General features: G+C 70.5%; 17 protein-coding genes. 12 read left to right on the forward strand and 5 right to left on the reverse strand.

The window, feature by feature from the left end; genetic code table 11:
• Positions 1 to 91 precede the first annotated feature (91 nt).
• The 4 genes from GTY47_RS09465 to GTY47_RS09480 all read left to right on the forward strand — a co-directional run bounded on the left by GTY47_RS09465 (position 92) and on the right by GTY47_RS09480 (position 7,042).
• The gene (locus GTY47_RS09465) at positions 92 to 1,501 is read left to right on the forward strand and encodes a diaminobutyrate--2-oxoglutarate transaminase family protein (RefSeq protein ID WP_010034848.1); all 1,410 of its coding nucleotides are present in this window, start codon (positions 92 to 94) and stop codon (positions 1,499 to 1,501) included.
• A 114-nt stretch (positions 1,502 to 1,615) separates the two neighbouring features.
• A complete protein-coding gene (locus GTY47_RS09470) occupies positions 1,616 to 3,829 on the forward strand; it encodes an IucA/IucC family protein (protein ID WP_029180821.1) in 2,214 nt (737 codons plus the stop codon).
• A gap of 83 nt (positions 3,830 to 3,912) precedes the next feature.
• Positions 3,913 to 4,827: a GNAT family N-acetyltransferase gene (locus tag GTY47_RS09475; protein ID WP_010034854.1), complete on the forward strand. Its 915-nt coding sequence runs from the start codon at positions 3,913 to 3,915 to the stop codon at positions 4,825 to 4,827.
• A gap of 238 nt (positions 4,828 to 5,065) precedes the next feature.
• Complete coding sequence (locus GTY47_RS09480) at positions 5,066 to 7,042, forward strand: ATP-dependent DNA helicase (protein ID WP_010034855.1); 1,977 nt, start codon at positions 5,066 to 5,068, stop codon at positions 7,040 to 7,042.
• Positions 7,043 to 7,241: 199 nt separating this feature from the next.
• On the opposite strand, the gene lexA is transcribed toward GTY47_RS09480, so the two are convergent.
• The gene (lexA, locus tag GTY47_RS09485; protein ID WP_010034857.1) at positions 7,242 to 8,021 is read right to left on the reverse strand and encodes a transcriptional repressor LexA; all 780 of its coding nucleotides are present in this window, start codon (positions 8,019 to 8,021) and stop codon (positions 7,242 to 7,244) included.
• Positions 8,022 to 8,641: 620 nt separating this feature from the next.
• On the opposite strand from lexA, the gene nrdR reads away from it, so the two are divergent.
• Both nrdR and GTY47_RS09495 read left to right on the forward strand, forming a co-directional pair.
• A complete protein-coding gene (gene nrdR, locus GTY47_RS09490) occupies positions 8,642 to 9,202 on the forward strand; it encodes a transcriptional regulator NrdR (RefSeq protein ID WP_029180822.1) in 561 nt (186 codons plus the stop codon).
• A 164-nt stretch (positions 9,203 to 9,366) separates the two neighbouring features.
• Positions 9,367 to 12,243 carry a vitamin B12-dependent ribonucleotide reductase gene (locus GTY47_RS09495; protein WP_010034867.1) on the forward strand — a complete coding sequence of 959 codons (2,877 nt, stop codon included), beginning with the start codon at positions 9,367 to 9,369 and terminating at the stop codon, positions 12,241 to 12,243.
• A 772-nt stretch (positions 12,244 to 13,015) separates the two neighbouring features.
• On the opposite strand, the gene GTY47_RS09500 is transcribed toward GTY47_RS09495, so the two are convergent.
• The gene (locus GTY47_RS09500; protein WP_010034869.1) at positions 13,016 to 13,549 is read right to left on the reverse strand and encodes a TerD family protein; all 534 of its coding nucleotides are present in this window, start codon (positions 13,547 to 13,549) and stop codon (positions 13,016 to 13,018) included.
• A gap of 155 nt (positions 13,550 to 13,704) precedes the next feature.
• Between GTY47_RS09500 and GTY47_RS09505 the strand changes: the two genes are divergently transcribed.
• From GTY47_RS09505 to GTY47_RS09515, 3 genes are all read left to right on the forward strand, one after another.
• Entirely contained in the window at positions 13,705 to 14,310 is a 606-nt protein-coding gene (locus tag GTY47_RS09505; RefSeq protein ID WP_040902590.1) for a YdbC family protein, read from the forward strand.
• Between the two features lie 139 nt (positions 14,311 to 14,449).
• Positions 14,450 to 15,109, forward strand: coding sequence for a histidine phosphatase family protein (locus GTY47_RS09510; RefSeq protein WP_010034874.1), 660 nt, complete (start codon positions 14,450 to 14,452; stop codon positions 15,107 to 15,109).
• A 12-nt stretch (positions 15,110 to 15,121) separates the two neighbouring features.
• A complete protein-coding gene (locus GTY47_RS09515) occupies positions 15,122 to 16,030 on the forward strand; it encodes an ADP-ribosylglycohydrolase family protein (RefSeq protein WP_010034880.1) in 909 nt (302 codons plus the stop codon).
• 329 nt (positions 16,031 to 16,359) lie between these two features.
• Here the strand turns inward: GTY47_RS09515 and GTY47_RS09520 are convergent, their stop codons facing one another.
• Positions 16,360 to 17,907 carry an MFS transporter gene (locus GTY47_RS09520; protein WP_029180823.1) on the reverse strand — a complete coding sequence of 516 codons (1,548 nt, stop codon included), beginning with the start codon at positions 17,905 to 17,907 and terminating at the stop codon, positions 16,360 to 16,362.
• Positions 17,908 to 18,094: 187 nt separating this feature from the next.
• Between GTY47_RS09520 and GTY47_RS09525 the strand changes: the two genes are divergently transcribed.
• The 3 genes from GTY47_RS09525 to GTY47_RS09535 all read left to right on the forward strand — a co-directional run bounded on the left by GTY47_RS09525 (position 18,095) and on the right by GTY47_RS09535 (position 20,197).
• Positions 18,095 to 18,715, forward strand: a complete 621-nt coding sequence (locus GTY47_RS09525) for a TetR/AcrR family transcriptional regulator (protein ID WP_010034882.1) — start codon at positions 18,095 to 18,097, stop codon at positions 18,713 to 18,715.
• Positions 18,716 to 18,797: 82 nt separating this feature from the next.
• Complete coding sequence (locus GTY47_RS09530) at positions 18,798 to 19,499, forward strand: ribonuclease HII (RefSeq protein ID WP_010034890.1); 702 nt, start codon at positions 18,798 to 18,800, stop codon at positions 19,497 to 19,499.
• 68 nt (positions 19,500 to 19,567) lie between these two features.
• A complete protein-coding gene (locus GTY47_RS09535) occupies positions 19,568 to 20,197 on the forward strand; it encodes a hypothetical protein (protein ID WP_078602748.1) in 630 nt (209 codons plus the stop codon).
• 300 nt (positions 20,198 to 20,497) lie between these two features.
• Here GTY47_RS09535 and GTY47_RS09540 read toward each other — a convergent pair whose 3' ends face one another.
• Positions 20,498 to 21,112, reverse strand: coding sequence for a hypothetical protein (locus GTY47_RS09540; RefSeq protein ID WP_010034894.1), 615 nt, complete (start codon positions 21,110 to 21,112; stop codon positions 20,498 to 20,500).
• Positions 21,113 to 21,468: 356 nt separating this feature from the next.
• Entirely contained in the window at positions 21,469 to 23,634 is a 2,166-nt protein-coding gene (locus tag GTY47_RS09545; protein ID WP_010034895.1) for a RecQ family ATP-dependent DNA helicase, read from the reverse strand.
• Positions 23,635 to 23,690 lie beyond the last annotated feature (56 nt).

The raw sequence follows: 23,690 nt of genomic DNA on the forward strand, positions 1-23,690 counted from the left end.
CCTCTGTGCCCGTGCCCAGTGGGAGGACAGGGAAGTCGTGGCGGAATCCACCCATGGGGGATGTGCGTCCGAGGAGGCCGCTGTGGGGCGTATGCCGGTGAGGGCCCTTCCGGGTGCTGTCGACGGCACGGCTCCGGGAGCACGCGCCGCGCACGAAGGGATTCTGCGCCGCCAGTCCGCCCGCGAGTCCGCGGCCCGCACCTACGCCCGCGCCCTGCCGATCGTGCCGGTGCGGGCCCGGGGACTGACCATCGAGGGCGCGGACGGCCGCCGCTACCTTGACTGCCTCTCCGGCGCCGGCGCGCTCGCCCTCGGACACAACCACCCGGTCGTCCTGGAAGCCATCCGCAACGTCCTCGACTCCGGCGCGCCCCTGAACTCCCTCGACCTGGCCACACCCGTCAAGGACGCCTTCATCACCGAGCTGTTCCGCACCCTGCCCGCGGGGCTCGCCGACCGGGCCCGCGTGCTGTTCTGCGGACCGGCCGGCAGCGACGCCGTGGAGACCGCCTGCGAGCTGGTGCGCGCGGCGACCGGCCGGACCGGCCTCATCGCGTTCACCGGCGCCTCCCACGGAAGGACGGCCGGGGCGTTCGACGCGGCAGCCGGCGCCCACGACGTACCGGCCACCCGCCTGCCCTACCCGCAGGACTACCGCTGCCCCTTCGGCGTCGGGGGAGAGCGCGGGGCCGACCTCGCCGCCCGCTGGACCGAGTCCGTCCTCGACGACTCCGGGTCGGGCGCATCGCTCCCCGCCGGAATGATCGTCGAGCCCGTCCAGGGCGAGGGCGGGGTGATACCCGCACCGGACGCCTGGCTCAGACGCATGCGGCAGCTCACGGCCGACCGGTCCGTCCCCCTGATCGCCGACGAGATCCAGACCGGTGTCGGGCGGACCGGCGCCTTCTGGGCCGTGGAGCACAGCGGAGTGACGCCCGACGTGATGGTTCTCTCCAAGGCCATCGGAGGCAGCCTGCCGCTGGCCGTCGTGGTCCACCGCGACGACCTCGACGTCCCGGAACCCGGCGCCCCCACCGGCACCTTCCGCGGCAACCAACTCGCCATGGCCGCCGGCACGGCGACTCTCACCCACGTCCGGGAGAACCACTTCGCCGAACGCGCGGCGACTCTGGGGGCGCGCATGTTGAGTCAGCTCCAAGGGCTGGTCGGGGAGTATCCGGGCGTGGGGGATGTGCGGGGGCGGGGACTGATGATCGGGGTGGAGTTCGTGGACCCGGAGGGCGAGACCGGGGGAGCCGGGCAGGCGGCTGAGGCTGCGGGGAAGCCGCTTCCCGCAGCCCCCGAACTGGCGGCCGCGGTCCAACGGGAGTGCCTGCGGCGCGGCCTCATCGTCGGGCTCGGCGGCCGGCACTCCAGCGTCGTCCGGCTGCTGCCGCCCCTGACGATCACCGACGAACAGGCTGCCGCCGTGCAGGACCGCCTGGCCGACGCTGTCCGGGCGGCGGCTCGGTGCGGTGGGAGCACGGCAGCAGCGCCCTAGGCGCGGTGAGCCTCCATGCCGTGGGAGCTCGTGCCGTGAGACCCGATGCCGAGGCAGCTCACGCCGTGATCCTTCAACCGCGCCGTCTCGGAACCACCCAACGAGGTACCTGACTTGAACGCCATCCCCAAGCCCGACGACCACGACATGACGCCGGGACGAGGCTCTGCCGGCGCCCGGGAGATGGGGGTGTCGGCGAACCCGGTGAACCCGGTGAACCCGGCGAACCCTGCGAACTCGCCGAGCCGGGCGGTCTCCGGGGTCCCGGGGCAGCGGCCTGGGGCGGCGGAGCTCGCTGATGTACAGCACGCTGAGGTGCGGGGCGGCGAGGTGAGGCACGGTGAGGTGCCGGGTGGCGAGTTGAGGGCTGGCGGGGTCATCGCCGACCTCTTGGAGCACCCCGACCCGCACATCGTCGCCCAGGCAGCAGCCGCGGAGACGCTGTTGCGCTGCTGGGTGCGCGAGGCCGGCCAGCCCGCCCCCGCCGACGGTGTCCTCCGCATCCCCCTCCCCGCCAGCGGAACGGCCCTGCTCGTCCCCGTCCGCTACTGGTCCCCGACGGGCTGGCACCGCTTCGGTCTCCCGCGCCTGGCCGACGCTCCCGACCACGCCCCACCGGTCGACGCCATCACGGTCGCCGCCCTGCTCGCCAGGGAGGCGTCCACAGACGGCCACGAACACGGCAACGGCAACCACAACGGTCACGGCCACGTCTATGGCCAGGGCCGCGTCCACGGTAAGGGCGACCGTGGCGTCGACGGCGTCGGCGGCGTAGAACTCGTAGCGGGTGTCGCCGACTCCCTCCGCCGCGTCACCTCCTTCCTCAGCGACCGTCGCACATCCCCGGTCGACGGCCCCGACCTCTTCCTGGCCGCGGAGCAGTCACTCGTCCTGGGACACCCCCTGCACCCGACCCCGAAGAGCCGCGAGGGTCTCTCCGAGGCCGAAGCACGGCTGTACTCACCCGAGTCGCGCGGATCCTTCCCCCTGCACTGGATGGCTGTCGCCCCCTCCGTCCTCGCCACCGACTCCGCCTGGACCGAACGCGGCCGCCCCGTCGCAGCGGCTCGACTCACCGCCCGCCTGGCCGGGATCGACGTGCCTCCGCCGGACGGGTACGCCCTACTGCCGCTGCACCCCTGGCAGGCACGCGAGATCCGGCACCGTCCGCAGACCGCTGCCCTGCTCGACAGCGGACTGCTCGCCGACCTCGGCACCCACGGCACTCCCTGGCACCCCACCTCCTCCGTACGAACCGTCTACCAAACCGGTGCCCCCGCGATGCTCAAGCTGTCGCTGGGCCTGCGCATCACCAACTCCCGTCGCGAGAACCTCCGTAAGGAACTCCACCGCGGCGTCGAGGTCCACCGCCTGCTCCGCAGCGGGCTCGCTCAGCAGTGGCGAGCCGTGCATCCGTGCTTCGACATCGTTCGCGACCCGGCCTGGATCGCCGTCGATGGAGCCGTTGGGTCCGACGACGGATCCGGGAGTTCCGATGGATTCGGGAGTGCCGGCGGATCCGGGACCTCCGATGGCTCCGGAGGTTCCGACGGCGCCCCGCTGCCCGGACTGAACGTGGTGATCCGACACAACCCGTTCAGCCCATCGGACGATGTCTCCTGCGTCGCTGGATTCGTCTCGCCGCGCCCGTGCTCCCCTGCCCGGCCGGGAACCGCTCCCGACCGTCCGGAGATCCATGGCCCGGTCCTTCGGTCCCGGCTGGCCGAAGTCGTCACGCGTCTCGCCAGTCGGACCGGCCGGCCCAGCGGAGCCGTCGCCGTCGAGTGGTTCCTGCGCTACCTCGAACACGTCGTGCGGCCCGTCCTGTGGCTGGACGGTGAGGCCGGCATCGCCCTGGAGGCTCACCAGCAGAACACCCTGCTCCTGCTGGACGCCGAAGGATGGCCTGCGGGCGGCCGCTACCGTGACAACCAGGGCTACTACTTCCGAGAGTCCCGGCGGGCGGACCTCGACGCCCGGCTGCCCGGCATCGGTGAGCGGAGCGACACGTTCGTCCGCGACGAGGTCACCGACGAACGCTTCGCTTACTACGTCGCGGTCAACAACGTCCTCGGTCTCATCGGCGCGTTCGGCTCCCAAGGGCTGGCCGACGAGCGGCTGCTGCTCGCCGCATTCCGACGTTTCCTCGGAAACGTCGCCTCCGGCCCCGCCCGGTTGCGCTCCTCGCTGCCGGCCCGGCTGCTCGACTCACCCGTGCTGCGCTGCAAGGCCAACCTGCTGACCCGGCTCCACGGCCTCGACGAACTCGTCGGCCCCGTCGACACCCAGTCCGTCTACGTCACCATCGCCAACCCCCTGCACTCCTGATCAACCTGACCGCCCATGAACCCGACCGACCTCCTTCATCCCTGAGGACACGCCGCACCCCCCTTTCCCGAGAGGAGCGTTTGGTGCCTTCCGCCGATCCGACAGCCGATGCGAGTACCGCTGTCCCCGCCACGGCCGACGTCGACGCCGGTGCCGGCTCCAACGCCCGCCTCGATGCCGATTCCGACGTCGACTCCAGCACGGGAGCCGAGCCGGACCCCGCTGCGGAGTCCGGTGGGAGCGGCCACGGAGAAGACACCATGGACCTGCGGCTCCCGGACGAACTCCTCGCCCTCATCGCGGACGAGGTGTCCGACAGCCACGGAGCGCGGCGGCCGGACGAGGGCACCGCAGAACCCTCCGTATCCACCGCCGCGAGCCGTGAGGGCTCCGGCCTCTCGGTCGACTCGGATCTCCCGACCGAGGACGATCTCCTCGACCGCGTCGCCGACTGGGGCCCGGCCGAAACACCCGTGGGCGTCTTCCACCTCGTCCCCGTGCGCATCGAACGCGATCTCCCGCTCATCAGCCGCTGGATGAACGACCCCGCCGCTGCGGCGTTCTGGAAGCTGTCCGGGCCCCAGAACGTGACCGAGGACCACGTGCGGTCCCAGCTGGCCGGCGACGGACGAAGCGTGCCGTGCATCGGCGTGCTGGACGGAACGCCGATGAGCTACTGGGAGATCTACCGGGCCGACCTGGATCCGCTGGCCCGCCACTACCCGGCCCGGCCTCACGACACGGGGATCCACCTCCTGATCGGCGCTGTCGCCGACCGAGGGCGTGGTCTCGGAGGTCTGCTGCTCCGAGCCGTGGCCGATCTCGTACTCGCGCAGCGGCCCTCCTGCGCACGCGTCATCGCGGAACCCGACATTCGCAACACCCCCTCCATCGCCGCCTTTCTGACTGCCGGCTTCCGGTTCTCCGCCGAGGTCGACCTGCCCGACAAGCGAGCCGCCCTCATGGCCCGAGACCGGTCCCTTCGGCATTTCCTGTAGCGCTGTGTCACCGCGTCATCACTCATGGAACGCGGTGCCTGCCGCCGCAGTTCCCACGTGTGCCAGAAATTCCTCCAGCCGTTCGCCGGCCCGTCGCACAGCCATATCCCGCCCCTCCACCCTTCCCTGCCCAGGAGCCCCCGGCCTTGATCCCACCCGTCGACCCCACCTCGATCCGACCCCTCGCCGTCGCCTTGATCACCCGTTTGTCAGTGCTGGGTCGTAGGGTGGTCGCGCTATGACGAAGCCCTCACTCCCCGAACTCCTGCATGCTGCCGTCACTGCCGTCGGCGGTACGGAGCGCCCCGGTCAGGTGGCCATGGCCGAAGCCGTCGCAGAAGCGATCGACGACGGTTCCCACCTGCTGGTCCAGGCCGGCACCGGCACCGGCAAGTCGCTGGGCTACCTGGTGCCCGCGCTCGCGCACGGGGAGCGTGTGGTCGTCGCGACCGCCACCCTGGCCCTCCAGCGCCAGCTGGTGGAGCGCGACCTGCCGAGAACGGTCGAGTCGCTGCACCCCCTGCTGCGCCGCCGCCCGGAGTTCGCGATGCTCAAGGGCCGGTCCAACTACCTGTGCCTGCACCGTTTGCACGAGGGTGTCCCGCAGGACGAGGAGGAGGGCCTCTTCGACCAGTTCGAGGCGGCCGCGCCCACCAGCAAGCTGGGCCAGGACCTGCTGCGGGTGCGCGACTGGGCCGACGAGACCGAGACCGGCGACCGCGACGACCTCACACCCGGCATCTCGGACCGGGCCTGGGCCCAGGTGTCGGTGTCGTCCAGGGAGTGCCTCGGCGCCTCGAAGTGCGCGTACGGCGCGGAGTGCTTCGCCGAGATGGCCCGCGAGCGAGCCAAGCTCTCCGAGGTCATCGTCACCAACCACGCACTGCTCGCCATCGACGCCATCGAGGGTGCCCCGGTCCTCCCGCAGCACGAGGTGCTGATCGTCGACGAGGCCCATGAGCTGGTCTCGCGCGTCACCGGCGTCGCCACCGGCGAGCTCACTCCCGGCCAGGTCAACCGCGCGGTGCGCCGGGCGGCGAAACTCGTCAACGAGAAGGCCGCGGACCAGCTCCAGACCGCCGCCGAGGGTTTCGAACGGCTGATGGAGCTCGCGCTGCCGGGCCGCCTGGAGGAGATCCCCGAGGACCTGGGCTACGCCCTCATGGCCCTGCGCGACGCGTGCCGCACCGTCATCTCCGCCATCGGCACGACCCGCGACAAGTCCGTCCAGGACGAGGACGCGGTCCGCAAGCAGGCGCTGGCCTCCGTGGAGAACGTGCACGACGTGGCGGAGCGGATCACCAACGGCTCGGAGTGGGACGTGGTCTGGTACGAGCGCCACGACCGCTTCGGTGCCTCCCTGCGCGTCGCCCCCATGTCCGTCTCGGGGCTGCTGAGGGAGAAGCTCTTCGCCGACCGCTCCGTGGTCCTGACATCCGCGACGCTGAAGCTGGGTGGGGACTTCAACGGCGTCGGTGCTTCCCTCGGGCTCGCCCCCGAAGGCACCGAAGGTGATGACCTCCCGCAGTGGAAGGGCATCGACGTCGGCTCGCCCTTCGACTACCGCAAGCAGGGCATCCTGTACGTCGCGAAGCACCTGGCGCGCCCCGCGCGGGACGGCGACCGCGGGGACATGCTGGATGAGCTCACGGAGCTCATCCAGGCGGCGGGCGGCCGCACCCTGGGCCTGTTCTCCTCCATGCGGGGCGCCCAGCTGGCCGCCGAGGAACTGCGTTCCCGGATCCCCGAATTCCCGATCCTCCTCCAGGGGGAGGAGACGCTCGGCGAGCTGATCAAGAACTTTGCGGCCGACCCGAAGACCTGTCTGTTCGGCACCCTGTCGCTGTGGCAGGGCGTGGACGTCCCTGGACCCAGCTGTCAGCTGGTCGTCATGGACAAGATCCCGTTCCCGCGCCCGGACGACCCGCTGATGAGCGCCCGCCAGAAAGCCGTGGAGGACGCGGGCGGCAACGGCTTCATGGCAGTCGCCGCCACCCACGCCGCGCTCCTCATGGCCCAGGGGGCCGGCCGTCTCGTACGGGCGTCGGGCGACCGCGGTGTGGTCGCCGTACTGGACCAGCGTCTGGCCACGGCCCGGTACGGGAGCTATCTGAAGGCGTCACTGCCCGACTTCTGGTACACGACGGACCGTAACCAGGTGCGGAAGTCGCTGGCGGCGATCGACGCGGTGGCGAAGCAGAAGGAGGCCGATTGAGCCTCGGGGCCCGGTCTGCGGCGACGAAGCCGTGGGCCGGCCCCCGCACCAGGAGCACTGGGCCCCGCCACGGCGTATCGGAGCGCCCGGACACCGCGTACCGGGGGCCGGACAGCGCAGGGCCCCGGAACCGGCGCAGGGGTCCCGGGGCCCGGTCAGAGGGCGGGCCGACTGGGCCCACCCGACGCGGTGCGCGGCTTCAGACGCGGCGCAGTACGGCCACCACCTTGCCGAGGATGGTCGCGTCGTCGCCGGGGATCGGCTCGTAGGCCGCGTTGTGCGGCAGGAGCCAGACGTGGCCGTCCTCGCGCTTGAAGCGCTTGACGGTGGCTTCTCCGTCGAGCATCGCCGCCACGATGTCGCCGTTCTCGGCGACCGGCTGGCGGCGGACGGTAACCCAGTCGCCGTCGCAGATGGCGGCCTCGATCATCGAGTCACCGACGACCTTCAGGACGAAGAGCTCACCGTCGCCGACGAGCTGGCGGGGGAGGGGGAAGACGTCTTCGACGGACTCCTCGGCGAGGATCGGGCCACCGGCGGCGATGCGGCCGACCAGCGGGACGTACGACGCGGCCGGCTTGCCCGCGGTGTCCGTGGGCTGCACGGAGGCGGCCTGGTCGGAACCGCGCACCTCGTACGCGCGCGGGCGGTGCGGGTCGCGGCGCAGGAAGCCCTTGCGCTCCAGTGCCATCAGCTGGTGTGCGACGGAAGACGTGCTGGACAGGCCCACGGCCTGGCCGATCTCGCGCATCGACGGCGGGTAGCCGCGCCGCTGCACGGAGTCCCTGATGACCTCGATCACGCGGCGCTGGCGGTCGGTGAGTCCGGAACTGTCCGCCCGGATGCCGGGAGGTCGTCCCGGCAGGGAGCGCTTGTGCCCCTCAGGGTTCGTGGCTTCGTTCATCGCGTGCACCGGCTCCAGTCGGCCCTGGGAGCGCTCCTGGGCAGTGATGGCGGCACTGTCTGCGGTGGTGGTCACGTCGGCCCCTCTCGATGGTCTCCCTGCTGGACAACGGTAGTTGGTTTCGAAAGGTTGCGCCAAACACACGTTCGAGTGAAAAATCGCGAATCGACTGACGCGATCATGTGTCCGGGTGTATTGGCTGCCGCTCCACCTGGCGGGCAAAAGCGCCCATTGCTGTACTCTTCACCGCCGGGGTGATCGCCTCGGGGCTGTTGCCCAAGTCTGCCATCCGGCATTCTCCTGCCCCGGGGCCAGCCCTCATCTGTGCGGGAGTCCCACGTCCCCTCCTCGCGGCGCCCACGGTATCTCCGCATGTGTCGCAGCGATACCGCTGTGCGTGTACGGATGAGGCTGGTGAGGCCGACCGCGCGTGTGCGGCGGTGGCCCTGAGGGGCATACGAGGCCGGCGCGGCTGGCCGGTCGCGTGTCACCTGCGTCTATGCGCGCGACTCGCGCGTACGGCGTGCATGTATGAGCCAATCCCCACATCTAGTGGTTGGATTGCAGCAGCAGCCCACAAGTTGTGGTCCCCCGGGTCTTCGCGCCCATGGTCATCGCCTATGCTTGGGGCTGCTTCGTGGGGCGAAAGAAGCCCAGCGATGCCTATGAGTCTGCTGTGAGGAGGGTTGGAGTTCATGCACTGCCCCTTCTGCAGGCACCCCGACAGCCGTGTCGTCGACAGCCGTACGACCGACGACGGCACGTCCATCCGCAGGCGCCGCCAGTGCCCTGACTGCTCCCGTCGTTTCACGACCGTGGAGACGTGCTCGCTCATGGTGGTCAAGCGGTCCGGAGTCACCGAACCCTTCAGCCGTACCAAGATCATCAATGGTGTGCGCAAGGCGTGTCAGGGGCGGCCCGTCACCGAGGACGCGCTCGCCCAGCTCGGCCAGCGGGTCGAGGAGGCGGTGCGGGCCACCGGAAGCGCCGAGCTGACCACCCACGACGTGGGGCTGGCCATACTCGGCCCGTTGCAGGAGCTCGATCTCGTCGCGTACCTGCGATTCGCCTCGGTCTACCGGGCGTTCGACTCGCTCGAGGACTTCGAGGCGGCCATCGCGGAGCTCAGGGAAGAGACGGGACGCCCCGACGCGGACGACGGAGACCGCGAGGACGCTGGGGCGGGGAGCCAGGAAGACGACCGCGGGCCCGGAGGGACGGGACACGTCCCCGAGCCCGCAGGCGCCGCCGACTGACCGGCGGGCCGGACCCGGACGGCAGCTCCGGGACCGGCCGGGCGGCGGCGACACGAAGACCTGCTGCGGGCGATGTGAGTGGGTGCCCGCAGCACCAGACAGAACACCGTGCCACGGGAACAACGGGGCACTTCAGGGCGTTTTCGCCCGTACAGGGAGGCGGCATGACAGAGACGGCGAGCGGTCCGGCACGGAGTTCCCGCGCCAAGAGCGCCAAGGCGAGCAAGGGCCTGCGTATCGAGCGCATCCACACCACCCCTGGGGTCCACCCCTACGACGAGGTGGCCTGGGAGCGCCGTGACGTCGTCATGACCAACTGGCGCGACGGCTCGGTCAACTTCGAGCAGCGTGGCGTCGAGTTCCCCGACTTCTGGTCGGTGAACGCGGTCAACATCGTCACCAGCAAGTACTTCCGCGGTGCCGTCGGCACCCCGCAGCGCGAGACCAGCCTCAAGCAGCTGATCGACCGCATCGTGAAGACGTACCGGAAGGCCGGCGAGGACCACAAGTACTTCGCCTCGCCCGCCGACGCCGAGATCTTCGAGCACGAGCTGGCGTACGCCCTCCTGCACCAGATCTTCAGCTTCAACAGCCCTGTCTGGTTCAACGTCGGCACCAAGCAGCCCCAGCAGGTCTCCGCCTGCTTCATCCTGTCCGTCGACGACTCCATGGAGTCGATCCTCGACTGGTACAAGGAAGAGGGCATGATCTTCAAGGGCGGCTCCGGTGCCGGCCTGAACCTCTCCCGGATCCGTTCCTCCAAGGAGCTGCTGTCCTCCGGCGGCAACGCCTCCGGTCCGGTCTCCTTCATGCGCGGCGCCGACGCCTCCGCAGGAACGATCAAGTCCGGTGGTGCCACCCGCCGCGCCGCCAAGATGGTCGTCCTCGACGTGGACCACCCCGACATCGAGGACTTCATCGAGACCAAGGTCAAGGAAGAGGAGAAGATCCGCGTCCTGCGCGACGCGGGCTTCGACATGGACCTGGGCGGCGACGACATCGCGTCCGTCCAGTACCAGAACGCCAACAACTCGGTCCGTGTGAACGACGAGTTCATGAAGGCCGTCGAGCAGGGTGGCCAGTTCGGGCTGCGCGGCCGGATGACCGGCGAGGTCATCGAGGAGGTCGACGCCAAGCAGCTCTTCCGCAAGATCGCCGAGGCCGCCTGGGCCTGCGCCGACCCCGGCATCCAGTACGACGACACCATCAACAACTGGCACACCTGCCCCGAGTCCGGCCGGATCACCGCGTCGAACCCGTGCAGCGAGTACATGCACCTGGACAACACGTCCTGCAACCTGGCCTCGCTGAACCTGATGAAGTTCCTGAAGGACGACGGCAAGGGCAACCAGTCCTTCGAGGCCGAGCGCTTCCAGAAGGTCGTCGAGCTGGTCATCACCGCGATGGACATCTCGATCTGCTTCGCCGACTTCCCGACCCAGAAGATCGGCGAGAACACGCGCGCGTTCCGCCAGCTCGGCATCGGCTACGCCAACCTCGGCGCCCTGCTGATGGCCACCGGCCACGCCTACGACTCCGACGGTGGTCGCTCCCTCGCCGGCGCCATCACCTCCCTGATGACCGGCACGGCGTACCGCCGCTCCGCCGAACTCGCCGCGGTCGTCGGCCCGTACGACGGCTACGCCCGCAACGCCGACGCCCACAAGCGCGTCATGAAGCAGCACTCCGACGCCAACGACAAGGCCGTCCGCATGGACGACCTGGACACCCCGGTGTGGGCCGCCGCCAGCGAGTCGTGGCAGGACGTGCTGCGCCTCGGCGAGAAGAACGGTTTCCGTAACTCCCAGGCGTCCGTGCTCGCCCCGACCGGCACCATCGGCCTCGCGATGTCCTGCGACACCACCGGTGTCGAACCCGACCTCGCCCTGGTCAAGTTCAAGAAGCTGGTCGGCGGCGGCTCGATGCAGATCGTCAACGGCACCGTCCCGCAGGCCCTGCGCCGCCTGGGCTACCTGGAAGAGCAGATCGAGGCGATCGTCGCCCACATCGCCGAGCACGGCAACGTGATCGACGCCCCGGGCCTCAAGCCCGAGCACTACGAGGTGTTCGACTGCGCCATGGGCGAGCGGGCCATCTCCCCGATGGGCCACGTCCGGATGATGGCCGCGATCCAGCCGTGGATCTCCGGTGCCATCTCCAAGACGGTCAACATGCCGGAGACGGCGACCGTCGAGGAGGTCGAGGAGATCTACTTCGAGGCCTGGAAGCTGGGCGTCAAGGCGCTCGCGATCTACCGCGACAACTGCAAGGTAGGCCAGCCGCTCTCCACCAAGAAGTGGGAGGAGAAGGCCGAGGAGCCCGCCGCCGTCGAGGCCAAGGTCGAGAAGGTCGTCGAGTACCGCCCGGTCCGCAAGCGCCTCCCGAAGGGACGTCCCGGCATCACCACGTCCTTCACCGTCGGCGGCGCCGAGGGCTACATGACCGCCAACTCCTACCCGGACGACGGTCTGGGCGAGGTCTTCCTGAAGATGTCCAAGCAGGGTTCGACCCTCGCGGGCATGATGGACGCCTTCTCCATCGCGGTCTCGGTCGGCCTCCAGTACGGCGTTCCGCTGGAGACGTACGTCTCGAAGTTCACGAACATGCGCTTCGAGCCGGCCGGTATGACGGACGACCCGGACGTGCGGATGGCGCAGTCCATCGTCGACTACATCTTCCGCCGCCTGGCGCTGGACTTCCTGCCGTTCGAGACGCGCTCCGCGCTCGGCATCCACTCCGCCGAGGAGCGTCAGCGTCACCTGGAGACCGGCTCGTACGAGCCGAACGAGGACGAGGTCGACGTCGAGGGCCTGGCCCAGTCGGCGCCGCGGGCCCAGGAGCTGAAGGCCGTCTCCGCGCCGAAGAACGAAGAGGCGGCCAAGCCCGCCCCGCAGCAGGCCCACACCAGCGCCGAACTGGTGGAGATGCAGCTGGGCATCCAGGCCGACGCGCCGCTGTGCTTCTCCTGCGGTACGAAGATGCAGCGCGCCGGTTCCTGCTACATCTGCGAGGGCTGCGGCTCGACCAGCGGTTGCAGCTGACGCCGACCGCCTGAGCCGATGACAGAGGGGCACCGCCTTCGGGCGGTGCCCCTCTTGTCGTCATCACGGGCTGCGGATGCCGGGAGCCTGCCCAGCACACCGTCCAGCCCGGAACGGACGGTGTCCCGGTCGCCCGGTGTCCAACCCGTCGTGACCTCGTACCAAGGTCCCAGGCGGTGCCGGACCCGGGAGCGTTCGCGCGGTGCCGGCCGTGTCACGTAGGCGGTGGCGCAGGCGTCGGCGAACGGCGGGGAGGTGCCGTTGTCCGAGATCCCCGTGGACGAGGGCCTCGGTGGGCAGCGCGCTGACGACCTTCCGCAGGCCGGAGGCGGTTCCGCGCCGGTCCGGCGGCAGGAGGGGCAGCAAGCGGGTCCGGAAGTCGTCCGCCAGGGCGGCGCGTTCGGGGAGCACGTCCCGCGCGGGTGGCACCCCCGTCGCACGGCCTCATCGGTGTCTGCCCCCTGCAAGGCCCGCAGGGAAGTCCCAAGGCGCGTCCCTGGGCGGCGTCCAGCTCCTCCAGGGGTTCACCCGGGGCCAAGACGTGCCGAACGGTGAGCGGGCCGGCCGACACGACGCGGGGCACCGGCACAGCGAGTGCAGGTGCGGTGCGAGCCATGGCAGCAGGCGGGCTTCCGTCCGGGATTGCCGCTCCACGTCCGGGCGGCGCGGTCGGCGCTCGATCCAGCGGCCGTCGACCAGCCGGGCCTCGCAGTCCCAGCCGTCCGGGAAGACCGAGTTCGCTCCTGGTCCCGGCAGGCTCTCCCGGGAAAGCTCACGGCCGGTGTGCGGCACCCATCGTCCTGGCGAAGTCCACGGGGTCGCCCTCGAAACCACGCAGGCCGGGGCGGAAGTTCCAGGGACCGGAACCCTCCCGGACGAACTCCGCGACCGTCGCCGCCGTGGCCCCGAGGACACCCCCGAAGTCGTCCTCGGTCAGGACCGTGTACCCCTCGCGGATCCGCAGCCCGGGATTCACCACACTGACGAAAGTGCGCTCCGCCGGGCGCTGCTGGATGACGACACCGACCACCACGCGCGCGTAGCGGCCGTCGAGCCGGTCGAGTTCCAGCGTCATGACCTCGTCGTAACCGAAGCCCTGGCCGTCCTTGCTGTCCCGGTTGAGATAGATGGTGCCGTCGGGGGAGCGGCTGTCGAAGTGCACCACATAGGCGGGATCACCGTGCGGTTCGTCCGCCAGATAGGTCGCCGCGACGAGGTCCAGGTCGGTGGACGGCTGCCCCGCCGGACTGGGATCCCACCGCACCGCGATCTCGACCTTGCGCAGCCCCTTGTTCAGCCCGTCCACCAGCGTCCCCTTCCCCGTACCGACCCGCCCGTTCGCCGCAACTGCCGGGCGGCCATGACTGTTTGTCCATCCTGCCACGCGTGCAGGTGCGCGCGCCGGAGAGCGGTCCAGCCGAGAGTGACCGGCGCCACGCTCCGTGGCCTTACCATGGCGCGGTGCTGGTCAAGTGGATTCGCTGCACCGTGGTGGACCGCCGCGGTTTCGAGCGGGGGCAGCGGAAGTGGGCGGGGCTTCTGGGGGAGCCGGGGTTTCGGGGGCAGGGGGGTGGCTGGAGCCGGCGGCGGCCGGACGTGGCGCACATCTTCGCGTTCTGGGAGAGCCGCGCCTTCTACGACTCCTTCATGGCGCGGTCCCACGACCGGCTCGCGTCGGCCCAGTCGGGCACGTTCAAGGACGCCCAGGTCAGGCTCTTCGACCACCGCTTCGACGTGAAGACCGGCTTCGAACCGCGCTTCACGGACGCCGACCTGCTGCGGGTGGCGCTCTGCCGTGTCCACGAGGAGCGGGTCGAGCACTTCGTGCTGATGCAGGAGAAGGTCTGGAACCCGGCGATGGCCGGCTCGCCCGGCATGGTGCGCGGGCTGTTCGGCGAAGCACCCGGGAACGAGTTCATGGTGCTGTCCATGTGGCGGTCGGCCGCCGAGCACGGCAAGTACCGCACCGAGCGCGTGGAGCGGCTCGCCCTGCGGGCCCAGACGGAAGCGGACGTGGCGGCGCTGACCGGGGACGTCGTGGACATGGAACCGAGCTGGACGGTCTGATCTCCGAGCGGGTCGGACCGAGGTGTTCCGGTAGTCAGCCGCGCGACCTGTGTGATCTGTGGTGCAGGATGTGTGTGACCTACGCTGTATGGGCAGGTACGAGTGCTCGACGGCCCCTCACCCGATCTAGGGTTTTGGCATGGCACGACCACGGCGCATCGTCCTTGTCCGGCACGGGGAGTCAACGGGCAATGTTGATGACTCCGTGTACGAGCGTGAACCCGACCACGCCCTGGCGCTGACCGAGCGGGGCCGGCGGCAGGCGGAGGCGACGGGCGAGCGGTTGCGCGAGCTGTTCGGCGGCGAACGCGTCAGCGTGTACGTCTCCCCGTACCGCCGCACCCACGAGACGCTGCGCGCCTTCCGCCTCGACCCGGGGCTCATACGGGTGCGCGAGGAGCCCCGGCTGCGCGAACAGGACTGGGGCAACTGGCAGGACCGGGACGAGGTCCGCCTCCAGAAGACCTACCGTGACGCGTACGGCCACTTCTTCTACCGGTTCGCCCAGGGCGAGTCCGGCGCCGACGTCTACGACCGGGTCGGCGGCTTCCTGGAGAGCCTGTTCCGCAGTTTCGAGGACCCCGACCATCCGCCGAACGTCCTGATCGTCACCCACGGTCTCGCCATGCGGCTGTTCTGCATGCGGTGGTTCCACTGGACCGTCGCCGAGTTCGAGTCGCTGTCGAACCCGGGGAACGGCGAGGTGCGGATGCTCGTTCTGGGAGACGACGGCAAGTACACGCTTGACCGGCCGTTCGACCGCTGGCGTGATCCCGAGCCCTACGGGATCACTGGATAGAGTGGCAGGGCGATGAACGCTGATTCCTCCACCGACGGGCGCCTGGACCGGGCCCTGGCCAGCCTGCGCGGACTGTCCGTCGGGGACGCCCTGGGCTCCCAGTACTTCGTGCCCGTGAACTACCCGCTGCTGAAGCGCCGCGAGATTCCGTCCGGGCCGTGGCAGTGGACCGACGACACGGAGATGGCCTGCTCCGTCGTCGCCGTCCTGGTCGCTCACCACCGCATCGACCAGGACGCCCTGGCCCGCTCCTTCGCCGAGCACCACGATTTCGACCGGGGCTACGGCCCGGCGGTCAACCGCCTGCTGCGGCTCGTCCGGGAGGGCGGCGACTGGCGTGAACTCGCCGCCGCGCTCTTCAACGGACAGGGGTCCTGGGGCAACGGCGCCGCGATGCGGATCGCCCCGCTGGGCGCCTGGTACGCGGACGACCCGGAGCAGGCGACGCACCAGGCGGAGATCTCGGCATACACCACCCACCAGCATCGCGAGGCCGTCGTCGGCGCCATGGCCGTCTCCGCGGCCGCCGCGTTCGCCGCTGCCCCCGGCGGGCCGCCCGGTGCCGAGGCCCTCCTCGACGGGGTCATCGACCTGGTGCCCAAGAAGAGCGCGGTGGGTGCGGGACTGCGCCGGGCCCGGGACATGCTCGACTACGCCGATCCGGCCACGGTCGCGGCGGTGCTGGGGTGCGGACGGCGGACGACCGCCCACGACACCGTGCCCTTCGCCCTGTGGTCGGCCGCGCGAAGTCTCGGTGACTACGAGCAAGCTTTCTGGACGACCGCGCAGGTCGGCGGGGACGTCGACACGACCTGTGCCATCGTGGGCGGCGTGATCGCCTCGGGGAAGGCCGGGGCGCCGCCCGCCGAGTGGGTGGCGCGGACCGAGCCGCTGCCGGACTGGGTGCCCGCGTCGGTCTAGCGGTCCGAAACTCCTTTGTATGGGCCGGCCATCGGAACCGGTCCGGCGATCAGAACTCTCCGTGCGCACCGGGAACTCTCCGTGACCGGCTGCTCGTTGTCATGACATCCGCTGTGCGAGCCATGGGGCCGCACACGTTGGGGTTACGTACAGGCAGCTCGAAGGAGGTGATCATGGAGATTCTGCTGGCTGTTCTTCTCCGGTGGTGGGACGCATTCGCACGCCGCGTCGGAGCTGCGCGGCCGGTCACGGATCGGCCCGGCAGCCACCGGCAGGCCTGTTTCGCGCCCGCCGGTGAGCCGCCGAAGCCATCTCACCAAGCCTGTGCGTCAGCCCAGCCCCGGCCCGGCCGAGCCGGAGAGCGCCTCCAGGTCGCTCTTGCGGACCCGGATCACCAACCAGGCGGTGGCCAGGGCGAGGACGGCCATGGCCGCAGCCGGAACGAAGGCAGCGGAGATGCCCTGGGCCAGCACCTCGTGCCCCCACGGCGCGGGCAGCTGATGCGTCGTGGCGAACTCCGCCTTCTGCTCGGGGGAGCCCTCGGCCATGAACTGCGGAAGCTGCTTCTCCGCCTCGTCCCTGGTCGCCGTGCCGAACACGGTCGTCAGGATCGACAGACCCAGCGATCCGCCCACCTGCTGCGTGGTGTTGAGCAGTCCCGACGCGGCTCCCGCCTCATGCTGGGCGACACCGGAGACGGCGGTGAGCGTGAGCGTCACGAAGTTCAGGCCCATGCCGAAGCCGAACACCAGCATCGGACCGAGAACTCCGCCGACGTACGAGCTGTCGGAGCTGATGAGCGCCTGCCAGGCCAGTCCGATCGCCGCGAGCGCCGAGCCGAGGAGCATGAACGGCTTCGGACCCAGCACCGGCAGGAACCGCTGCGACAGACCCGCGCCGAGCGCGATCACGACGGTCACCGGCAGGAAGGCGAGCCCCGCCTCGATCGGGCTGTAGCCGAGCACGTTCTGCACGAACAGCACGATGTAGAAGAACATCCCGAACATCGCCGCCGCGAGGCTCAGCATGATCACGTACGTGCCCGAGCGGTTCCGGTCGGTGAACATCCGCAGCGGGGTGATCGGTTCCTTGGCCCGGGACTCGATGACCCCGAAGGCCAGCAGCAGGACCACCGCGGCGGCGAAGGATCCGATGGTGAGGCTGTCCCGCCAGCCCTCGTCCGCCGCCCGGATGAAGCCGTAGACGAGGGACGCCATGCCCGCGGTCGAGGTCACCGCCCCCGCTATGTCGAAGCGCCCGGTGTGCCGTTCGGACTCGCTGATGTAGAGCGGAGTGAGCACGGCGATCAGCACACCGATCGGCACGTTCACGAAGAGCACCCACCGCCAGTCGAGCCACTCGGTGAGCATGCCGCCCGCGAGCAGGCCGATGGCACCACCACCCGCGGACACCGCGGCGAAGACGCCGAAGGCCCGGTTGCGCTCCGGTCCCTCGGGGAACGTGGTGGTGATGAGAGCCAGCGAGGTGGGCGACGCGATCGCGCCTCCCACGCCCTGGAGGACCCGCGCGGCCAGCAACTGCCACGGCTCCTGGGCGAGCCCGCCGAGCAGCGAGGCGAAGGTGAACAGCAGGATGCCGGTCATGAACACCCTGCGGCGCCCGAGGATGTCACCGGCGCGGCCGCCGAGGAGCAGCAGACCGCCGAAGGTGAGTGTGTAGGAGCTGACGACCCAGGTGAGGTCGGTGGTGCTGAACTTGAGTGCGTCTTGAATGTGCGGGAGCGCGATGTTCACAATCGTCGCGTCGAGTACCACCATGAGTTGGCAGGCCGCGATGACGGTGAGCGCGATGCCGGGGTGTCCCTCCCGGCGTGCCGCACCTGGCTTCTGGTCCTTGAGCAATGGAGAGGTTGTCACTATGGGTCCCCCACGAGTGCGTTAGTGAACGCTCGCGTTCACTGTCGCGTCAAAGGTAGTGAGTCCCCGACAGTGAACGCAAGCGTTCACTTGTGGCGTCGCCGTGCGGCACGTCCCCCTTTGCCGCCGTCCGGCACGTCCCTCCACCCCGAAATCCCCGCTTCATCTGCTCGTTGGAGAGAGTTCGATGGTTACCCCGAGCTGGGCGGATGCCCCCGCTCAGACGGCCGCCCGCCGCCGTGGCGCCGTGCTCGAACGTGCGATTCTCGACGCCGCGCTGGATCAACTCAGCACCGTCGGCTGGAACGGCCTGACGATGGAAGGTGTCGCCGCCGGTGCCCAGACCGGTAAGGCCGCCGTCTACCGGCGCTGGCCGTCCAAAGAGGACCTCGTCGCCGACGCCCTGCGCGCCGGCCTGCCGCACTTCGACGCGGTGCCGGACGAGGGGAGCGTGCGTGAGGATCTCTTGACGCTCTGCCGGAGAGCACGCGACGCGATGTTCTCCCGACCGGGATTCGCGCTTCGCTCAGTGATTCACGAATGCGACACCACGCAGGCTGAGCGCTTCCATGCCGTGATCTTCGACGGGGTCGTGGAGCCCACCCTCAAGATGCTGCGGGAGGTCATCGAGCGAGGGATCAGGCGAGGCGAGGTGCGTTCCGACGCTGCGAACGGATATGTCTTCGACGCCATCCCGGCGATGATGATGTACCGCTCCAAGATGTGCGGCTGTGAATGGCAGGACCAGGAAATCGAGGAGATGATCGACCAGTTGATGGTTCCGCTGCTGCGGTCGAGCGGTGCCTGACAGGGGTCGGCGAGCGCCGGGTCGCCGCGAGGGCCGACCGGGGTGTCGCGGGCGGTTGCGGGCGGCGTAACCTAGGGTCGCCATGCCGTACGAACCGCCTACTCACACCGTCGAGCGCTCCCTTCGAGCCACGACCGGAGCGAAGATCGTTGCAGGTGTCGACGAGGTGGGGCGCGGCGCGTGGGCCGGTCCCGTCACCGTCTGCGCGGCGATCACCGGACTGCGCCGGCCGCCCGAGGGTCTCACCGACTCGAAGCTGCTCACCATCAAGCGACGCACCGAACTCGCCGAGGAACTGCGGAAGTGGGTGACGTCGTACGCCCTGGGACACGCCTCGCCGGAGGAGATAGACGACCTGGGGATGACGGCCGCGCTGCGGCTCGCCGCGGGACGTGCCCTGGACACCCTGCCGGTCCGCCCCGACGCGGTCATCCTCGACGGGAAGCATGACTATCTCGGTGCACCCTGGCGGGTCCGTACGGTGATCAAGGGCGACCAGTCGTGTGTGGCGGTCGCGGCGGCCTCGGTGATCGCCAAGGTTCAGCGCGACAAAATGATGGCCGAACTGGGTATCGACCATGCAGACTTCGGTTTTGCGGACAACGCCGGGTATCCCTCACCCGTGCACAAGGCCGCACTGGCGGAGCGGGGCCCCACCCCCTACCACCGGTTGTCGTGGGCGTATCTTGATGCGCTGCCCCAGTGGCGGCACCTCAAGAAGGTCCGCAGCTGGACGGACGCAAGCGTTCCGGAAATCGAGGGTCAGCTGGGCTTCGATTTCTGACGGTTTCGTTCGCACACATGCGCCACCCGCCGACGCGGGCCGTACCAACGTTTGATAAATATCAACCCATGCCTCTCATTCCCGAGGAGCCTCAGATTCACGAGAGTGCCCAGGGTCCCCGCGCCACTCCGGCCAGCGGCCGCACCGCGCCGACCCCTCGCCCCGTACCCGGCCCCCGTCCCGCGGCTCCGTCGCGTCCCGGCCGTCCCGGTCCTCTCCGGCCCGCGCCGCCGGTGCAGCGCACGCCGCGTGACGCGGCCGCCAAGCCCGGTCCGTCGGGTTCCGCAGCCGGTGCCGACGCTCCGGCGACCCCGCAGATCCAGCTGATCCCGGCATCCGCCGAAGGCGCGCTCGACGCCGCCGAGGAAGCCGTGGACCTGCTTCTGGACTCCGGTCGCGCCCCCGGAGACGTCCTGGTGATCACGACCGGCGAACAGCACCCGTGGGCCGCCCACGAGCTGTCGTTCGGTGAGACGTCCTACTGGGCCCAGCACGATGCCGGTGACGACGTCTTCTACACGGACGCCACCGTCGCCGGCCGCGCCGGGTCTCGTCCGGTGGTCGTGGTCGCTGTGAACGGCGGTGCCGAGGCCGCAGCCGCGAGCGCCCTGTCCCTGGCCCACTCCCGGGCCACCGCCCTGCTGATCGTCTGCGGTGACCCGCAGCGGATCAACTCGGTGCTGGGGACGAGCGTCTGAGTCGGTGCCGTGGCGTCCGGTCGGGCGCCGGGTGCTGACCTCAGGCACCGCTTCGGCGGCTCCGCACGGCGGGTGTTTCGGCGTGCCCGAAGGGCTGGCGCCGTGGTTGCGGGCGGTCCCGTCCGGGTGGCCTCAGGGCCGTTCGCAGTGCCCGTTCCGGCTGTCGGTCAGAGGAACCGTGGTGTGCCGTACGGCGGGGTACAGCCCCCGGTTCGTGCGGGCCCCAGTTCGTGCCGGCCCCGTCCGTACGGAACGGTCTGCCCAGGGACGGCCTGTCCAGGGACGGTCTGTCCAGAGACCTCAGCGAGCCGCCGCAGCGCGGCGCAGCACCTCGGAGGCGGCGCCACCGGTGCGCGGCAGCGGCGGCGGTGCCTCCGACGTGGCGAACGGCTCCGGTGCCGACGCAGAGTGCGGGCGGCGTCCGCCGCGGCCCTCGCCGAGCACCTGCCAGCCGTCACGGGTCAGCGTGATGTACGCCCCGCAGCGCAGCCCGTGCAGGGTGCAAGCGTCGCGCAGCCCCCACATCCACGCGCCGTCCTCCTCGGTCCAACGGGCGTCGCCCTCACGGCAGTAGAGCAGCACGGCGGTGCGGACCGGTGTGCGGCGCCGCAGATCGTGCGGGATGATCCGGCGCAGCTGCGCCAGCAGCACGTTGCGGAACATCCAGCCGTCGGCCGGGGCCGTCCTGCGGACGAACGAGGCGCTCGCCCGCAGCCGCTCGTCCGGATCGAGCACGGCGATGACGGCGGTCGCCGGCTGCGGGTGGTGCCGGGCGTGCAGTCCGCTGACGACTTCACGGGGGTTGCGGAGCAGCGGGATCCCTGCGGCGGCCCATTCCGCGGGTTCGAGCAAGCGGTTGGCGGAAGCGGCGGACGTCGACGCCGCTGCCGAGGCCGGAGCGAATCCGAAGGTCACGGTCCTCCCTTCGGCTACGCGCCCACACTGCGGGCGGGGTCGGAATCTGGGAGCGCGCACCGCAGGGAAGCCCTACCGGATCGGCGGTCGTGCCGTGCGGGAGCGGACCTCAATTCTTCCTGTCGAACTTGAATGCGGCAACGAGCAATTGGCGCAGTCGACCGTTATCAGATGATGCGCGGCTAATATCCTCACCCTGTGCGTCGCCGGGCCACCCATGCGGCGTTCGAGCACGACACGTTCGTACGTCACAGGGACGCCCGGCGTCCAGAGGTGTGCGCGACCGGCAGGTGGCGGTCCCGGTCAACGGGCCGATGCCCGGCGAGGATTCGGTGGCCGCGCCTCTCGACTGGCTGTCAGCCCTGCACGGCCAGTACCAGCGGCAACACCCCCTGCGCACCCGAGCGCCGGAGCATGCGGGCCGCGACCGCGAGGGTCCAGCCGGTCTCCGTGTAGTCGTCCACGAGGAGGACGGGGCCCTGGGCCTCGGCGAGGGCGGACGCGAGGGCGGGCGGCACGGTCAGTGCCCCGTCGAGCGCCTTCAGCCGCTGGGCGCTGTTGCTCCGGGGCCCCGGATACACCTCGCCCGTGTACTCGACAGCGCCCAGCAGAGGCAGTCGACCGACCTCCGCGATACGCGCTCCCAGGGAGTGGATCAACTGGGGTCGCGTGCGGGAGGCGACGATGACGACGCCCACCGGGCGGGGTTGCGGATCCTGCACACCCCCGGCCCAGCCGCCGGGCCCCTTGGCCCAGTCGGCGAGCACGCCCACCACGGCCTTCGCCACGTCGTCCGGCACGGGCCCGTCGGGGGCCTGGGCCGCGAGCATGGGTCGCAGCCGGTTGCCCCAGCCGATGTCCGACAGGCGCCCCAACGCACGCCCAGGCGCGGCCTGTTCGCCGGCCGGGAGACGCCCCTTGAGGTCCACTCCGATCGCCGGCAGCCCGGTCGGCCACATCCGGCGGGGCTCCACGTCGACACCCGCTCGGCCCAGGTCCACGCGCGCGGCGTCGAGCGCCTCCTCGGACATGTCCGCGGTGAAGCGCGGGCCCGCGCAGTTGTCGCAGCGACCGCACGGCTTGGCGGCCTCGTCGTCCAGCTGGCGCTGCAGGAACTCCATCCGGCAGTCCGTCGTCGACGCGTACTCGCGCATCGCCCGCTGCTCGGCCTTGCGCTGCCGCGCCACCCACGCGTACCGCTCGGCGTCGTACGTCCAAGGCTGGCCGGTCGCGATCCAACCTCCCTTGACCCGCTTGACCGCTCCGTCCACGTCGAGGACCTTGAGCATGGACTCCAGGCGGGAGCGGCGCAGCTCCACCAGGGGTTCCAGGGCGGGCAGCGAGAGGGGCTTCTCCGCGTGCGCGAGGATGTCGAGCGTGCGGCGCACCAGCTCTTCCGAGGGGAAGGCGAGCGACGCGAAGTACTCCCAGATCGCCTCGTCCTCCTTCCCGGGGAGCAGGAGCACCTCGGCGTGCTCCACGCCGCGTCCCGCGCGGCCCACCTGCTGGTAGTAGGCGATGGGGGAGGAGGGCGAGCCGAGGTGCACCACGAAGCCCAGATCGGGCTTGTCGAAGCCCATACCGAGTGCCGACGTGGCGACCAGGGCCTTCACCTTGTTGGCGAGCAGATCCTCCTCGGCCTGCTGCCGATCGGCGTTCTCCGTCTTGCCCGTGTACGAGGCGACCGTGTGCCCGCGCTGCCGGAGGAAGGCCGTGACCTCCTCGGCGGCGGCCACGGTGAGCGTGTAGATGATCCCGGAACCCGGCAGCTCGTCGAGGTGTTCGGCGAGCCAGGCCATCCGGTGCGCGGCGTCCGACAGCCGGAGCACGCCCAGACTCAGGCTGTCCCGGTCCAGCGGGCCCCGCAGCACGAGGGCGTCCGAGCTGCCGCCGGTGCCGAGCTGTTCCGCGACGTCGGCCGTCACGCGCGCGTTGGCGGTGGCGGTGGTCGCGAGCACCGGCACGCCGGGCGGGAGGTCGGCGAGCATCGTGCGCAGCCGGCGGTAGTCCGGCCGGAAGTCGTGGCCCCAGTCGGAGATGCAGTGCGCCTCGTCCACCACCAGCAGCCCGGTGGCGGCCGCGAGGCGGGGCAGCACCTGGTCCCGGAAGTCCGGGTTGTTGAGCCGCTCAGGACTCACCAGCAGGACGTCGACCGCACCCGCGGCGATCTCGTCCTGAACGTCCTCCCACTCCTCGGTGTTGGAGGAGTTGATGGTCCGGGCGTGGATGCCCGCCCGGGCCGCTGCCTCGACCTGGTTCCGCATGAGCGCGAGCAGCGGGGACACGATCACGGTCGGGCCGCTGCCCTGCGCCCGCAGCAGCGAGGTCGCCACGAAGTAGACCGCGGACTTGCCCCAGCCCGTGCGCTGGACGACCAGGGCGCGGCGTCTGTCGGCGACCAGTGCCTCGATCGCCCGCCACTGGTCCTCGCGCAGCCGGGCCGTTCCCGAGACGTCCCCGACGAGACGGGCGAGGACCGTGTCGGCCGCCGCCCGGAGATCCGCGTTGCTCGTGTGCTCCATGCGTTCCATACAACAGGACGGCACTGACAGCGCGAGCGGTGCACGAGGTGATCAGG

It is taken from the genome of Streptomyces sp. SID5464, assembly GCF_009862985.1.
In the GTDB taxonomy this organism is placed as follows: domain Bacteria; phylum Actinomycetota; class Actinomycetes; order Streptomycetales; family Streptomycetaceae; genus Streptomyces; species Streptomyces chartreusis_D.

Excerpts from the sequence above, each read along its gene's own strand:
- GTY47_RS09465 (WP_010034848.1), top strand. The coding sequence starts at position 92 with ATGCCGGTGAGGGCCCTTCCGGGTGCTGTCGACGGCACGGCTCCGGGA.
- GTY47_RS09480 (WP_010034855.1), top strand. The coding sequence starts at position 5,066 with ATGACGAAGCCCTCACTCCCCGAACTCCTGCATGCTGCCGTCACTGCC.
- nrdR (WP_029180822.1), top strand. The coding sequence starts at position 8,642 with ATGCACTGCCCCTTCTGCAGGCACCCCGACAGCCGTGTCGTCGACAGC.
- GTY47_RS09495 (WP_010034867.1), top strand. The coding sequence starts at position 9,367 with ATGACAGAGACGGCGAGCGGTCCGGCACGGAGTTCCCGCGCCAAGAGC.
- GTY47_RS09510 (WP_010034874.1), top strand. The coding sequence starts at position 14,450 with ATGGCACGACCACGGCGCATCGTCCTTGTCCGGCACGGGGAGTCAACG.
- GTY47_RS09515 (WP_010034880.1), top strand. The coding sequence starts at position 15,122 with ATGAACGCTGATTCCTCCACCGACGGGCGCCTGGACCGGGCCCTGGCC.
- GTY47_RS09525 (WP_010034882.1), top strand. The coding sequence starts at position 18,095 with ATGGTTACCCCGAGCTGGGCGGATGCCCCCGCTCAGACGGCCGCCCGC.
- GTY47_RS09530 (WP_010034890.1), top strand. The coding sequence starts at position 18,798 with ATGCCGTACGAACCGCCTACTCACACCGTCGAGCGCTCCCTTCGAGCC.
- GTY47_RS09535 (WP_078602748.1), top strand. The coding sequence starts at position 19,568 with ATGCCTCTCATTCCCGAGGAGCCTCAGATTCACGAGAGTGCCCAGGGT.
- GTY47_RS09545 (WP_010034895.1), bottom strand. The coding sequence starts at position 23,634 with ATGGAGCACACGAGCAACGCGGATCTCCGGGCGGCGGCCGACACGGTC.